The 14,719-nt window shown below is 46.0% G+C and carries 11 protein-coding genes; 9 read left to right on the top strand and 2 right to left on the bottom strand.

Annotation, left to right across the window (positions count from 1 at the left end; all coding sequences use genetic code 11):
* The first annotated feature begins 11 nt into the window (after window positions 1-11).
* From H8K52_RS10055 to H8K52_RS10045, 3 genes are all read left to right on the top strand, one after another.
* The gene (locus H8K52_RS10055; protein ID WP_186891525.1) at window positions 12-434 is read left to right on the top strand and encodes a F0F1 ATP synthase subunit epsilon; all 423 of its coding nucleotides are present in this window, start codon (window positions 12-14) and stop codon (window positions 432-434) included.
* A gap of 115 nt (window positions 435-549) precedes the next feature.
* On the top strand, window positions 550-978 hold the full coding sequence (locus tag H8K52_RS10050) for a CoA-binding protein (protein WP_186922771.1): 429 nt from the start codon (window positions 550-552) through the stop codon (window positions 976-978).
* An 18-nt stretch (window positions 979-996) separates the two neighbouring features.
* On the top strand, window positions 997-1,806 hold the full coding sequence (locus H8K52_RS10045; protein ID WP_186922770.1) for a PPK2 family polyphosphate kinase: 810 nt from the start codon (window positions 997-999) through the stop codon (window positions 1,804-1,806).
* Between the two features lie 687 nt (window positions 1,807-2,493).
* Here H8K52_RS10045 and H8K52_RS10040 read toward each other — a convergent pair.
* Window positions 2,494-2,898 (bottom strand): MAPEG family protein, encoded by a 405-nt coding sequence (locus H8K52_RS10040; RefSeq protein WP_186922769.1) that lies wholly within the window; start codon window positions 2,896-2,898, stop codon window positions 2,494-2,496.
* A gap of 567 nt (window positions 2,899-3,465) precedes the next feature.
* On the opposite strand from H8K52_RS10040, the gene H8K52_RS10035 reads away from it, so the two are divergent.
* The gene (locus H8K52_RS10035; protein WP_186922768.1) at window positions 3,466-4,155 is read left to right on the top strand and encodes a Bax inhibitor-1/YccA family protein; all 690 of its coding nucleotides are present in this window, start codon (window positions 3,466-3,468) and stop codon (window positions 4,153-4,155) included.
* Between the two features lie 344 nt (window positions 4,156-4,499).
* Here H8K52_RS10035 and H8K52_RS10030 read toward each other — a convergent pair whose 3' ends face one another.
* Window positions 4,500-5,114 carry a hypothetical protein gene (locus H8K52_RS10030; protein ID WP_186922767.1) on the bottom strand — a complete coding sequence of 205 codons (615 nt, stop codon included), beginning with the start codon at window positions 5,112-5,114 and terminating at the stop codon, window positions 4,500-4,502.
* A 322-nt stretch (window positions 5,115-5,436) separates the two neighbouring features.
* On the opposite strand from H8K52_RS10030, the gene hemE reads away from it, so the two are divergent.
* The 5 genes from hemE (at window position 5,437) to H8K52_RS10005 (ending at window position 14,564) form a co-directional block, all read left to right on the top strand.
* A complete protein-coding gene (hemE, locus tag H8K52_RS10025; protein ID WP_186922766.1) occupies window positions 5,437-6,522 on the top strand; it encodes a uroporphyrinogen decarboxylase in 1,086 nt (361 codons plus the stop codon).
* 538 nt (window positions 6,523-7,060) lie between these two features.
* Window positions 7,061-9,085 carry a primosomal protein N' gene (locus H8K52_RS10020; protein WP_186922765.1) on the top strand — a complete coding sequence of 675 codons (2,025 nt, stop codon included), beginning with the start codon at window positions 7,061-7,063 and terminating at the stop codon, window positions 9,083-9,085.
* A gap of 178 nt (window positions 9,086-9,263) precedes the next feature.
* Complete coding sequence (locus tag H8K52_RS10015) at window positions 9,264-12,365, top strand: DUF4214 domain-containing protein (RefSeq protein WP_186922764.1); 3,102 nt, start codon at window positions 9,264-9,266, stop codon at window positions 12,363-12,365.
* Window positions 12,366-12,408: 43 nt separating this feature from the next.
* Window positions 12,409-12,795 (top strand): YbaN family protein, encoded by a 387-nt coding sequence (locus tag H8K52_RS10010; protein WP_186922763.1) that lies wholly within the window; start codon window positions 12,409-12,411, stop codon window positions 12,793-12,795.
* A gap of 212 nt (window positions 12,796-13,007) precedes the next feature.
* Complete coding sequence (locus H8K52_RS10005; RefSeq protein ID WP_186922762.1) at window positions 13,008-14,564, top strand: serine hydrolase domain-containing protein; 1,557 nt, start codon at window positions 13,008-13,010, stop codon at window positions 14,562-14,564.
* Window positions 14,565-14,719: the final 155 nt, after the last annotated feature.

Genomic DNA, 14,719 nt, shown 5'->3' with positions numbered 1-14,719 from the left:
AAGGTTAGCACATGGCACATACTATTCACGTTGACGTGGTTTCTGCAGAAGAGATGATCTTTTCTGGCGAAGCTGAATTCGTCGCGTTGCCGGGTGAATCAGGTGAATTGGGTATCTACCCAAAACACACACCACTGATCACACGTATCAAGCCAGGCGCGGTGCGTATCAAGGTTGCAGGTCAAGCTGAAGACGAATTTGTATTCGTTGCTGGCGGGATTTTGGAAGTTCAACCGGATGCGGTAACTGTTCTTGCTGATACTGCGATTCGTGGTCATGATCTTGATGAAGCAAAAGCAGCTGAAGCCAAGAAATTGGCGGAAGAAGCTTTGGTCAATCGCGAATCAGGCATCGACTACGCGCAAGCGCAAGCCGAATTGCAATCCGCGATCGCTCAGTTGGCAGCGATTCAGAAGTTACGTTCTAAGCGTTAATTCTGTAGAGGTTTTAATTTGCAGAAGCAATAAAGTTTTACGATATTGGTTTCACAATGGAAAAAGGCAGCTTCGGCTGCCTTTTTCTTTATCTACATCGTTGAGGGGGAAAAATATGTCTGAAGTATTAATCGATCGTTTGTTAAACACAGCCAAGACGATAGCCATTGTTGGTATTTCGAATAAACCGGAGCGAGATAGCTATAAGGTTGCAGACTATCTGCAAGCACACGGTTATAAAATTTTAGCGGTGAATCCATTACAAGCGGGCACCACTATACTCGGTGAGCCATGTTTTCCTAGCCTTGCAGCAGCACAACAAGCAACGGGATTGCACATCGATATCGTTGATTGTTTTCGTAAATCTGAGGATATTCCGGCTATCGTAGCCGATGCCATCGCGCTTCGAGCGGGCGCCATTTGGATGCAATTAAGCATCAGCAACGAGTCGGCAGCGACTAGCGCGCAAGAAGCTGGTTTAGAAGTCGTTATGGATCGTTGCACTAAGATCGAGCACAAGCGCCTGAATCAACTCGACGACTAAAATAAACCGGAGTAAGCCATGAATGTCTCAACGCAATTTCTAGCGTCGCCAAATGTCGTTTTACTGGAAAAAGATGCCGATTTACGGCCACTCGCATCAGTTGACAGCAAAGCATTGACGAAGGAAAAGACACTCGAGCTCAGTGCGCAAATTGCCGAATTTCAAAACGTCTTGTATGCACAACAAAAGCACAAACTCCTGATTATCCTGCAAGGCATGGATACGTCCGGTAAAGACGGCACCGTCAGAATAGTATTTGGCGCATCAAATCCTGCAGGCATACGCAGCGTGAGCTTCAAAGCACCAACAGCACAGGAACTAGCACACGACTTTTTATGGCGGATTCACCAACAAGTTCCTGCAGCAGGGGAGCTGGTCATTTTTAATCGCAGTCATTACGAAGATGTCTTGATTACTCAAGTACTCGACTGGATCAGTGCAGACGAAGTTAAGCGACGCTATACCCATATCAATGCTTTTGAAAGCATGTTAGCCGAAACTGGTACTACCATTCTTAAATTCTTTTTGCATATTTCCAAAGATGAACAGAAAGAGCGCTTGCAAGAACGCCTAAATGACCCGCATAAACATTGGAAATTTGACCCAAAAGATCTGATAGAACGAGCATCGTGGGACAAGTATCGAGATGCCTATCAGGCAACGATTTGTGCTACGCATACCGAGCATGCACCTTGGCATATCATTCCGGCCAACTCCAAAACTCAACGCAACCTGATTATCGCCAGCATTGTTGTCGAAAAGCTCGCCAGCCTAAATTTGGGTTACCCAGCACCACATCCAGACTACTTAAAAATTAAAGTTGAATAATCCCAAATCCTCCATTTGAACGCGGGATATCGGTTTAACAAGCAAGCAGGCATTGATCGGCAAATTGCTCAGTTATTTTCAATGACAGATGCGAGCACTCCGGCTACCGAGGTATGTTCGGAAACGAGCTATTTAGGAATTTAAGTTAATTGCTTGAGACTCCTCATAATCCACGAAAAATCAAACAATTTTTGCTGGAAAATATATTTATCCACAAAATGAGAATAAGTATTTATCCTGAGAAATTGATTTGCAAAAAATTAATTCAATTAAAATCGTTTATTTTCAAGGACTTGCAGAGCTAAATTAAATCGATCTCTGTCTTCGTACCGAGCCACATCAAATTATCCCAAAATTACCCACAAAGTTATCCACAGTGCTAGGTGTATTTGTTTGGCCTAGATTTCTGTTAGATTCAATTCATGGCAATGTGTCAGTTGCAGAGATTTTTGACTACCGGACTTGTTTGCCCGTCACTACATTGGTAGGGCGAAATAAACCGGTTACAGCGTTTAACATCGATGAATAAAAATTAGCAAAAAAGCGCTTGGGCCGTAATACAAGTTTCATGGTGAAGGCAAGTCAAAACGAGCGAGTCGACCATGTTTCGAAGAGCCTTCAATCCACAGGCGACGCCACTCCCGTCTACAGTCAGCCGAAATAAACCCATGAAGTCCTTGGCAGATGTTATGAGTTTGTGTTCGCATACAGCAACACGAGCCAAAGCCCGATCACCGCGAGAAAATTCAGGGTAAATACGACTCCGCGCATACGGATATTGTTGGTGAGAATTTGGATCAAACTATGCAAAATTCGTCCCGCCACAAAGATCCACGCCAACGCGAGGACAAGCAAATTACTTGGCCCGCCAAAGATGAGTAATAAGCACGCCACATGAAAGAATAGTGGCCATTCAAATTGGTTCGACAAATTAGCACTAATGCGAGGTTCAAACGCCGCCCACGGATTAGAACCATCCGCGCGCCTACCAATTCCCCATACCTTAGGAGCCCGCGCGACCGTCAGTAGAACATAGAGTAGTGCCGAGAGTAGAACATGTGCAGTCATTGGTAAAACTAGTGAGTGGGGCATTTGTTTTTTTATGTGATGGTGGTTGAGGAATTTTAATCTGTAAAGTGCAGGGCAAAGCAGTCTAGTGGAGGCCGACAACGGAATCAAACGTCTTGTTGGCGGTGTTCTTAAATTTCATTAATCGCCAAATACAGTAACACGAGGCATGCCACTGTTGATGCATACACTTCAACCGCAACAAATATTTGTTGCTAACAGTGTGCTGCTGATCTTCACTTTGTCAAAACTTGGATAACTCGCGTCACAAATCAAGATGGCGATTCTATCCAGCTTGGGCTTTGATGCAAGAAACCATGATGATTGATCTGCATGATTGATCAATTTTCACATAAGCTGAAAATCCATTTTTGTTGACTTAAGAAGTTAAATTGGCAACACATGTATTGCTTAAATAACAAACAACCTCTAGTATGACTCGTGGTGGTTAATTTGAAATTGTTTTTAATGTAAATATTTGTTCAATTGAGTTTGAACGAGCCGTAGCAAAGCTCAGGGCTGCTCGACAGAGCATCACGCACTTGCCGGCATTTTTATCAATACCTCTCCAAAATTTCACAAAGGAAAAACATGGAACTCGAAGCACAAGTTAGTGGCCAAAATACGTATGGTCCTTCTCGCGAAAAATTTATCGCCAAAACTTTTAATCATCTAGGCGGTTCTATTGTTGCTTTCACCGTGATTGAAATGCTGTTTTTCGCGACGGGTTTGTCAGAAACCATCGCACTCGCAATTTTCCAATTGCCTTGGCTCGCCATCATGGGCGCGTTTATGTTGATCAGTTGGTTGGCTTCACGGGCGGCACATACGGTGGAGAGTAAAGCCATGCAATATGCCGCTTTGGGCGCCTTCATTGTGGCTGAAGCAATTATTTTTGTCCCCTTATTGTATGTGGCCAATAGCTATGCACCGGGCGTGATCACCAATGCTGCGGTCATTACCTTGATTGCCACGGTTGCCTTGATTGCGATTGCTTACACTTCACGCAAGGACTTTAGTTTTCTTGGCACGATCTTGAAATGGGCTGGATTGCTGGCTTTAGTCTTGGTAGTGTCTGGTGTGATTTTTGGATTTCAACTGGGTATGTTTTTTAGCGTCGCGATGGTCGCCTTTGCAGGTGGTGCGATTTTGTACGACGCCTCTAACATCATTCATCATTACGACGAAGAGCGCTATGTCGGTGCAGCACTGGAATTGTTCGCTTCCGTGGCGTTGATGTTCTGGTACATTTTGCGCATACTCACTTCATGGCGCAATTGAGATCTCACTAGTTCTTTGTAAGCGGCGGACATATCCGCCGTTTTTTATTCGTGTGGTGTTGAAATTTCGGAATAGGTTTGCGAAACACGATCTTGGCTTGCGGCCATTTCAACTTTTGAAAACATTGTCTCAATTTGGCAATCAAAGTTAAGTGCCTAGTCTTAGTTGAGAGACACTCTCATTTTAGATATGTACTTGTTCTACGCGGCCGACAATTCAGTTAATCGGCATTGTCGATGAAGTATGTCATGTCAAGACCAGACCCCACTCTCCATTGTTTATCGAGTTTCGATCTGGACTATGTTGAATAGTGAAGTTTAATGCAGACTTGAACGTAGATCCGTCTAAATTCCTGGTGCGAAAACTTTAGACTCGTTTTGGAATGGCATTTGGTTTGTCCAGAGCAGAACAGTGATGTCGCCTTTAACTCGAGAATCAGAGGTAACAAGTATTCCCTCTGGAACACGCCATACCATTAACTTGCCACCCATGTTGTCGGTTCCAAAATCGAAAAAAGGGAGCAAATCTAGACGTTGACTATTGGCAAGCTTTCTTGATAAATAGCTTTGCAATTTGTCATATGACGAGCTTGGAAACTCGATTCGAACGTCGCTAAGTTCGCTTTTGGAAAAGAAAAATGTGACCATTCGAGCAGGTATTCCGTCGTATGCTGTATTGATGTGAGCAAAACAAAGATAGTCATTTTCGACTGATACACGGTCTTCTTTTTGAAGATTGCCATAGCATGTCAATTTATGCCCTCTCTTTGTATATTCTCTAATGACGTCTTCTTGTAAACGCGTTGTGAAACTATCTGGAGCTTCGACGAATGCTGGCTCGCCAAGTCGCGCATACCAATCCTCCATCTCATGTTTATAAATAACAGGAAGTCTGTTGTAACCGAATATACCGATGCTTGACACTAATACTAAGAGAAATAATTTTGTGAGTAGTTTCATGATTCTTAAATCTAGCGAGTAGTCATGACCGCGCCCTTGATTGGTGACCGCCACCGATTACGTAATTCTTGCAGTGCCAAGAATTCTATGAAAAAAAGTAATTGTAAAGAGCAGCATTCTATCAAGTGTCTATCTTGAGTCAAGAAAGCAATTCAAACTTAGTTTCAAGCATGTGGAAACTGGTGCCGTAGTGTAATTTCCTTACCAGTCGCCTGAAGTCCTCAGTCCACCACGCGCACCCTCTTTGACATTTTACGTATGCGGTTAAGCCAGAGATCGGGGATAATAGCGGATTACCTATTTCGCTCTACGAAAGCACGCTATGTCCAACCAATTCGCTCCGCTCAAAAACGATACCTTTTTACGTGCCTTGTTGCGTCAGGAAACTGACTACACGCCTTTATGGTTGATGCGTCAGGCTGGGCGCTATTTGCCTGAATACCGTGCGACGCGTAAAGGTGCTGGTTCGTTTATGAGCTTGGCCAAGAATCCGGATTTTGCGACTGAGGTGACGATTCAGCCCTTGGATCGCTTTAAGCTCGATGCGGCGATTTTGTTTTCGGATATTTTGACTGTGCCCGATGCGATGGGCTTGGGTTTGTATTTCGAAGAAGGCGAAGGTCCTAAATTTGAACGTCCTCTGAAGGATGAAAAATCCATTATGGATTTGAAAGTGCCTGAAGAGGGCAGTCTGCAATACGTGTTTGATGCCGTGACGCAGATCCGTCGTACTTTGGATGGTCGTGTGCCATTGATCGGTTTTTCTGGCAGTCCTTGGACTTTGGCTTGTTATATGGTGGAAGGTCAGGGTTCGCGTGAGTTTCATGGCGTCAAGACTTTGATGTACAAGCGTCCTGATTTGATGGATCGCATTTTGCGTTTGAATGCCGAAGCGGTGGCGACGTACTTGAATGCGCAAATTGATGCGGGTGCGCAAGCTGTGATGATTTTTGATAGCTGGGGTGGAGCGCTGGCGGATGGCGCTTATCAGCGTTTTTCATTGAAATACATGCAAGATGTTGTCAGCAAATTGCAAAAAGAAAAAGATGGCAAACGTATTCCTTGCATCGTCTTCACCAAAGGCGGTGGCTTGTGGTTAGAGCAAATTGCGGATATCGGTGCCGATGCGTTGGGCTTGGATTGGACGGTTAATTTAGGGCAGGCGCGTGCGCGAGTTGGCGACAAAGTGGCATTGCAGGGTAATCTTGATCCAGCAGTTTTGTTCGCTGAGCCAGATCAGATCCGTAAAGAAGTGACGGCGGCTTTGCATGCTTATGGCAAACCTGGCGCTGGTCACGGTCATGTCTTTAACTTGGGTCACGGTATTTCGCAATTCACTTCGCCAGATGCGGTCACGGTGTTGGTGGAAACCGTACACGAAGTCAGTCGCCAGCAGCGTCAAGCTTAACGGCTCTTTGGTCGGATCAGGGAAGCTTGGCAAGTTGCGCCTAGCTTTCGCGCGGTTTTGGATAAGTGGTGTGAGATTGGATGCTAAGTGTCGCCTTAGTCTTTTGCGAATGTGCGCGCGAGGACTAGATCTAAATACCCATATCGAATGATCAAGCTTGACGATTCGTCATGTTGCTACGCAAAACATAGTGTTGGTGCGGCTTAGCAGCCAGAATGCTGGATAAAGTCAATCAAATAGCGGTGTATAAGTCAGACTTTGGACTAGATTTTTTAGTAGTTATTCACAAAAAAAGCGCACAAAAAAATAATATTAAAATTTGTTTTTCGTCTCAAATGCTTTTTTCTAAGTCATTGTTTTTTATAGAGTTTTTTTGTGCGTCCCAATTGGGCAATCTGTTGAAACCCGCATAGAGACTAGGCTGGCGGCTTGTCAAGATGGGTTTGTCCACAAAGTTATCCACAGTTTGTGTGGATAGCGTAAAAAGAGCTTATGAAACCGATAGTTAGCGCATTACCTCACCCCTTACATTAAGTTCGTGGAACCTATTTACCTCACTATCGCACTTGACACCCCCCTTGACAGACTCTTCGACTACCGTTGGGAGCCAGTTGACGCGGAGCCACTACCTCAAATTGGGCAGATTACCTTGGTGCCATTTGGTCGCCAGGAAATCGCTGGGCTGATCGTCGCGATCTCTAGTCAAACCGATGTGCCCGCGGATAAAATGAAATCCGTCCTCAGCGTGCGCCATCAATGTCCGCCACTGATGCCGGCTTGGCTAGACTTATGTCGCTTTGCTGCGGATTATTATCAAAGACCATTGGGTGAAGTTGCCATTCCCGCTTTGCCAAAAAACCTACGCGTGCCCAAGGCGACATCCCTAGATCGGAACTTGAAGAAACTCGCAAAGTTGCCAATCGAGCAAAGTGTTCTTCCCGCGCAAGAGCCCGTTTTGAATTCTCAGCAACTACTTGCAGTGGATACAATTTCCACAACGACAGGGTTTGCGGCGTATTTATTGCATGGTGTGACAGGCAGCGGCAAAACTGAGGTGTATTTGCAGGCAGCGGCCAAGGTTTTGGCGCAAAGTGAGCAAGCCCAAGTCTTGATCTTGGTGCCCGAAATTAATCTGACCCCACAATTAGAAGGCAATATTCGCAATCGTTTTCCGGGTTTGCAGATTGCCACTTTACATAGTGGCATGGCTGAAGGCGAGCGCCTGCTACATTGGTTAGCCGCACACACCGGTAGAGCTCGTATTATTTTAGGAACGCGTTTGGCAATTTTGTCATCCCTTCCCAACCTCAAAATGATCGTGATTGATGAAGAGCACGATCCGTCTTATAAGCAACAAGAAGGCTTGCGTTATTCCGCGCGTGATTTGTCCGTTTGGCGGGCGCGACAACTTGGTATCCCAGTCGTGTTGGGTTCCGCCACGCCGTCTTTAGAAACCTGGCAACACGCCAAGGCGGGGCGTTACCAAAAACTTGAGTTGACAGAACGTGCGGTGAAATCGGCGGTCTTGCCTATCGTCAAGATCATTAACACCGAACGAGAAAAACCATCCGAGGGTCTGACTCAGAGACTCGTATCGGCAATTCGTCTACGTCTTGAGAAAGGTGAGCAATCACTACTATTTTTGAATCGACGAGGATACGCGCCTGTAATTCATTGCGATGCCTGCGGTTGGATCAGCAATTGCACCCGTTGCACCGCGCATTTGGTCATGCACAAACTGGACAAAAAGCTACGTTGCCATCATTGCGGACTGGAGCAACGTATTCCTCGTGCCTGCCCAACTTGCGGCAATATTGATCTGCAACCTTTGGGACGCGGCACGCAAAGATTGGAAGAAGGCTTGAAACTTATTTTCCCCGAAGCGCGGGTGTTTCGAATTGATGCTGACTCGACACGGCTCAAGGGCAGTGCGGAAGCGGCATTCGACACCGTCCATCGCGGCGAAGTCGATATCTTGATCGGCACGCAAATGGTGGCAAAAGGCCATGATTTCAAAAATCTGACCTTGGTCGCGGCGCTCAATCCTGACAGTGCCTTATTTTCACAAGATTTCCGTGCAAGTGAGCGCTTGTTTGCGCAATTGATGCAAGTCGCTGGCCGCGCCGGTCGTGCCGCGCAAAAAGATGGCGGCAATGCCAGCGAAGTCTTGATACAAACGCGTTACCCAGATCACCCGCTATACCACGCCTTGATGGCGCACAACTACCAAGGTTTTGCCGACGATTTATTAGCAGAGCGCCAACAAGCGGCGATGCCGCCTTTTATCTACCAAGCACTACTACGTGCCGAAGCCAAAGAGTTAGAAACCGCGATCCTGTTTCTCAAAGATGCCGCCAATTGCACACCGCATCATGGGATCACGATCAACGATCCCATCCCCATGACGATGACCCGCGTGCACAACGTCGACCGCGCCCAACTCCTTATCGAGTCAACCTCGCGACCAGCATTGCAAGCTTTCCTCAAAGATTGGATCGCCGACCTCAGGGCGATGAAGAGCCGGGTGAAGTGGGGCGTGGAGATTGATCCTGTGGATATTTGAACATTGGAAGACGGTAGGAAACGGTGGTTAGGGTGCTTTCCGATTGCTACTGTCAATCCAATACTCCTAGTAAAGTTCCACCTTCGTTTCGAGAATCGAGCGTTGCATTCGAAACTTAAATAAAGAATAATGCTAAAAATACCTCGTAACCCTACCCATCTCGAAAGATTTTTACGCCATGCATCAGACCAAGAGCAGTGTAAACACGGAAAATCAACAAGCAGCGCCAGCTATCGTTAATCAGCGCCCAAGTTTTTCAGTTGGATCAGGAATCATTACGACGAATCTTGGATCGAATGAACTAGGCAACGCAGTTGCGATTCAAGCAGACGGCAAGATCGTGGTCGCTGGCGTGACTGGTGTTGGAATGTACAATAACTATTTCCTAACAAGATACAACCCGGATGGCAGTTTAGATTTGAGTTTTAACAAAACGGGAACGCTGTTAACGACAACGACCGCGATACCTCAAGATAGAACTTCTGTCATTATCCAAGCTGACGGAAAAATCCTGTTTGGCGGCTACAATGTTCTGCGTGTTACCACAGATGGTCAACTCGATAGCAGCTTTTATGGTCAATCAAGTGCCGTTAACGTTATTTACCATGTCAATATGCAAGCGGATGGTAAGATCATTCTTGCTGGATTTAAAAGCAATGAGCAAGTTAATGCGCCTGAGTACGACTTTAACACCGTTGTTGAACGTTTGAATCAGGATGGCAGTCTCGATCGTAGCTTCAACCAGAACGCCTATGTGGAATTCAATCTCGGCAGAACCGATTCCGCAGAGTCCACGGTGATTCAAACGGATGGCAAGATTATTATCGCTTCCTATGTCGATGGAATTACCACTATTTCAAGATTGCGAAGCGATGGCAGTATCGACACCAGCTATGGCACGAATGGTAAGTTCATCTTTAATGGCGCCAGTTGGGGAATTGCTGATCCTCAGGCGATGAAGCTTCAAACCGATGGAAAGTTACTCCTTACTGGTAGTTCTCCAAATGGGGCATTTGTCGCGAGATTCAATGACAACGGGACACCCGACACCACGTTTAATGGCATTGGCTATCGCGAGTTTACTGTCGCAACTGGTTATTCAAGAATTGAACCTTTGGCGATGGACATCCAGTCTGACGGAAAGATCATTGTCGCTGGAATAAATGGATTTACCCACGACGGGGTGCTGATTGCAGCAAGGTTGAATCCAAATGGCAGCATGGACACTACGTTCAATACAACAGGAATCTTGGTCATCGACGAGGGACTGAGTGGTGCCACAGGAATTGATATTCAAACCGACGGCAAAATCGTTTTCTCTTCAACAAAAAATCTAGATCTCGCTTTTGTGCGGGTCAACTCGAATGGCAGTTTAGATAAAGCACTCGATGTCCAAAAATCAGTCGATGCTACCGTCACTTTCACAGGCGGAGGGACAGCAGTCGTACTCGATAACAATGCAAGAATTTATGATGTTGACTTTGAAAAGAGTAATAACTATGCCAACAGCACCTTAACTCTAGAGCGTGTTGGCGGTGCCCATATACAAGATGTGTTTCTCGGCAGCGGAAGCCTCAAACTGGAAAACGGCAAAGTTGTGGTTCTCAATGTTGAGATCGGCAACTACAGCCTTGTCAATGGTCAATTGCAAATGACGTTTAACAGCAATGCCACACAGGAATTGGTCAGTGCAAGTCTGCAGCAAATAGCCTATAAAAATACGAATAACCATCTCACCAAAACGATCTCGATGAGCTGGAAGTTTGATGATGGCAGTCGCGCGGCCAATAGTTTCACTACAGCGACTAGCACCGTCAACATCCAAGCCGCTGCCAATCCAAATTCTCCCACTTCGGCTGATAGCACGATTATTGGTCGTGAGGACGAAGCGTATACCTTCAAATTGAGTGACTTCGTCTTCAAAGACGTCGACGCCGCCGATAGCTTACAAGCCATCGTGATCACAGGAATCCCAGCGCTCGGTCAGCTGTATACCAAAGGAATCAACGGCACCGATATTCGGCCTGTTGATATCGCCGACACGATACAAGTCAATGATATTCTTGCTGGAAAATTGTTCTATCAAGGCGCCATGAATGCCAGTGGCAATCAGTACAGCAGCTTCAGAGTTAAAGTAAGCGACGGCGCCGATACTTCTGCTTCTGCAACCATCAATATTAATCTGACGCCTGTCAATGATGCGCCAATTGGGACTGTCTCTATCGCGGGTAAATTCACAGTTGGAAATACACTCAGCGCATCCAATAATGTTGTGGATGCAGATGGACTCGGGGCGATCACCTATCAGTGGAAAACAAACGGCATTGCGATTGATGGGGCAAACAGTTCGAGTTTTCTCCTGAGCGAAAAAGACGTGGGAAAAATAATCTCGGTCACAGCACAATATATCGACGCCTTTGGCACGCGCGAAGCGGTCAGTAGCCTTGCCAGTAAATCCATCGGTAGAAATTATATCGGTACAGAAAAGAACGATCAGTTCGTCAGTCAAATTGAAGACGAATCTTTTAGTGGCGGGGTAGGGAATGACACGGTGATCTATCGCAGCAACTTGTCCAACTACACCATCAAAAACCTAGGTTCGCATTTTGAAGTGGTATCTAAATTGGGCTACGATGGTACCGACTCCCTGATGAATATCGAAACGATACAATTTTCAGATATCAATATCAATTTAGGGATACAAAGCAAGGCTGCCGCGAGTAGCGTTGCAGAAATTCAGACCCTGATCGAACTTTACATTGCCTTTTTTAATCGTGTACCAGATGCCAATGGTTTATCTTATTGGATGGGGGAATTGCAAGCCGGACAAAAAATTGCGCAGATCGCAGAATCTTTCTTTGATGCTGGGACTAAATATCCATTATTGACTGGTTATTCAGCAACCATGACCGACGGGGATTTCGTCAATACCATATTCAAAAACACCTTAGGCAGGGCGGGCGGTGCTGATGCTGAAGGTCTTAATTACTGGAAAGGTGAATTAGCTAGTGGCAGAGCTACGCATGGCTCATTGGTCGTGGCGATTCTTGATTCAGCGCATAGTTCCAAGGGGAACGCGCAGTGGGGCTTTGTCGCGGATTTACTCGACAATAAGATCGCTGTCGGAAAAAAAATGGCGATTGATTGGGGAATTAGCTTTAACAGTGATGCCGAATCTGTTGCCAAGGGTATGGCAATTGCGGCATTGGTGACCTCCACGGCCACCGAGCAAGCACTTGAGTTGATCGGTATTCGCAATCAAGATATTTCGCTATATTGATTCGTGATCGCCAACTAAGTACTGCAAAATAAAAGATTTGTTGATGTCGCGATATCTGGCACTACTTTTGGCCTGTCTATGTTTGATTCTAGCGAACATAGGGATCGTTTTGCCCGGGCTGCCGACCGTGCCATTCTTGTTATTGGCAGCTTGGTTTTCTGCCCGTAGTTCTCCTCGCTTGCATCAGTGGCTGCATCGTCACGCAGTGTTTGGTAAATTGTTAGTCGATTGGGAGACCAACAAAAGTATTTCGAGAAGAAGCAAAGTCATTGCGGTACTGATGCTACTGCTTAGTTACGCCGTGATGTTGTTCCGCGTTGAACATGTTTGGTTGTTAATAAGCGTGGCACTGTTATTTTTGGCCATCGCCACTTTCTTAATTAGTCGGCCTGAACCAAACCGCTCTGACAAATCTGACAAATCACCGTAGTCGGCAATATGGATATTACGACACTCGGGCCCTGACATCGACTCCGCATTAATCACATTTCAGTCACCAAAATTTGTCGTTCATCGGATTCAACAAGAATCGATCTGCGAAAATTCCTATTATTTTCCCTTTGCCAAAAATGGCGCGTTTTTGCACGCTAAACAAAACACGAAGCATTGCTGTTTTGTGATGTTCACACGAAAGGAAAAGAGATGAATAGCCTACAAAAGATGTTGATTGTGTTGCCTGTGATTATAGTCAGTAGCGTAGCGCCGAGTGTGACACTTTCCGCCACGCCTTCTGAAACGGCAACGCCAGTATTGGCCTCAAAGCCCTTCACCTCAGAAAACCTTGAGCGCGTCTTCAACGCCAAACTGATTGAACAATTTTCACCAGGCCTGTCAGTAGCCGTGGTCGCCGATGGCAACATCATTTTGTCCAAAGGGTTTGGCAAAACCCAAATCGGTGGTTTGCTCGCAGTCACACCAGATACGCCTTTCTATATCGCATCGAGTACCAAAGCATTCACCGCGCATATCAGTTCAGATATTGCCCGCAGTAAGCCGCACTCAATGACACCACCAATAATGACGACACCCGTACAAAAGCTGATGCCGACCTTACGCTTCCATCCTAATGTGAATGTCGAACAAGTGACTTTGCAAAGTCTGCTTAATCACACACACGGTATTAGTGGTGATGGCCCCGTCACTTATCGGACTGCATTCACTGGCGAATTTCAATCGGCGCAAGACCTCCTCGCTTTGTTGCCGCATCATCTGGCTTCCGCCGCAGGAAATAGCTTTGAATACTCAAATCTTGGCCCCGTATTGGCAGGGTATATTCTCGAACATCTCACCGGAAAAGCTTGGCAAGACTTGGTCGATGAAAAAGTCTTCAAACCTTTGAATATGCATAACAGCGCGAATCGGTTGACGCAGTTAGATCCGCAAAAAATAGCGCAAGGACATGAATTCGCTGGAGATGCTTTTGTCATTAGCAAGGCGAAGAAAATCGATAAAAACATGCATGCCGCTGGTGGCACCTATAGCAGTGCTAATGATTTGGCAGCTTGGTTAGGCGTGCACCTGCAACAAGGTCGTTGGCAGGGGAAAACGATTTTCCCCTCAGAGTTAATCGCGGATGCTTGGAAACAAACAGCGTCACAAAATCGTACGGTGGGTGGGATGAAGCGTGTAGGCTGGTCGCTAGGCTGGGATATCGCTGAGTACAAAGGGCAAAAGATTTATCTGCGCCCGGGTGGCTTCACCGGCTATAGCGCGCATATATCCATGATGCCAGAACGTGGTGTTGGTGTTGTCGTACTGAGCAACGGCGGGCAGCTCTCAGGCATGATGAACCAACATATCGTTGACGTCATCTATGCTAGTTTGTTGAGCGAAGCTGATCACGATGCGCGACGCATAGAAGCCGAAAACAAGTTACAAGCAAACTACGCAAAAATGATCCAAGCGCAACTCGCAGAAAAACAAAAACGCGCAGCACGCCAGCAACCATTACCGTTGCCGATGGCAAATTATGCAGGCACATTTGAGAACGAGCTAGGTACGCTCGAATGCCAGATCAAAGACAATCAACTGATTTTGAAAATGGGCATTGCTGAGGCGGATACCGAAGTTTTCAAGGCCGAAGAACACGCGTTTAGAACTGAATTATTGGGACGCGGGCAAATCCTCACTTATGTAATGAAGGATGGCAAGGTGACAGGCTTGAATTTGGGCGAGAAGTTTTTTGCTAAAAAGCTGTGAGTGAGTGCAAAAGGGCTTAAACATCGATGCCTTAATTCGATCGCTAGTACAAAGTTTGCTCGACAATATGCTGGTTTATTAGATGCAGAAAGTAAGACAATTACTAATATTTTGTGCTATTTTTCTGCTTGGTTTTAGAGAAGTAAGGCCGTCGG

The sequence above is a fragment of the Affinundibacterium seohonense genome, from assembly GCF_014284305.1.
In the GTDB taxonomy this organism is placed as follows: domain Bacteria; phylum Pseudomonadota; class Gammaproteobacteria; order Burkholderiales; family Burkholderiaceae_D; genus Undibacterium; species Undibacterium seohonense.
Note: the sequence above shows the minus strand (reverse complement) of the source record. Positions and strands in the feature narration are given on the sequence as shown.

Excerpts from the sequence above, each read along its gene's own strand:
- H8K52_RS10015 (WP_186922764.1), top strand. The coding sequence starts at position 9,264 with ATGCATCAGACCAAGAGCAGTGTAAACACGGAAAATCAACAAGCAGCG.
- H8K52_RS10055 (WP_186891525.1), top strand. The coding sequence starts at position 12 with ATGGCACATACTATTCACGTTGACGTGGTTTCTGCAGAAGAGATGATC.
- hemE (WP_186922766.1), top strand. The coding sequence starts at position 5,437 with ATGTCCAACCAATTCGCTCCGCTCAAAAACGATACCTTTTTACGTGCC.
- H8K52_RS10035 (WP_186922768.1), top strand. The coding sequence starts at position 3,466 with ATGGAACTCGAAGCACAAGTTAGTGGCCAAAATACGTATGGTCCTTCT.
- H8K52_RS10030 (WP_186922767.1), bottom strand. The coding sequence starts at position 5,114 with ATGAAACTACTCACAAAATTATTTCTCTTAGTATTAGTGTCAAGCATC.
- H8K52_RS10040 (WP_186922769.1), bottom strand. The coding sequence starts at position 2,898 with ATGCCCCACTCACTAGTTTTACCAATGACTGCACATGTTCTACTCTCG.
- H8K52_RS10005 (WP_186922762.1), top strand. The coding sequence starts at position 13,008 with ATGAATAGCCTACAAAAGATGTTGATTGTGTTGCCTGTGATTATAGTC.
- H8K52_RS10045 (WP_186922770.1), top strand. The coding sequence starts at position 997 with ATGAATGTCTCAACGCAATTTCTAGCGTCGCCAAATGTCGTTTTACTG.
- H8K52_RS10010 (WP_186922763.1), top strand. The coding sequence starts at position 12,409 with ATGTCGCGATATCTGGCACTACTTTTGGCCTGTCTATGTTTGATTCTA.
- H8K52_RS10050 (WP_186922771.1), top strand. The coding sequence starts at position 550 with ATGTCTGAAGTATTAATCGATCGTTTGTTAAACACAGCCAAGACGATA.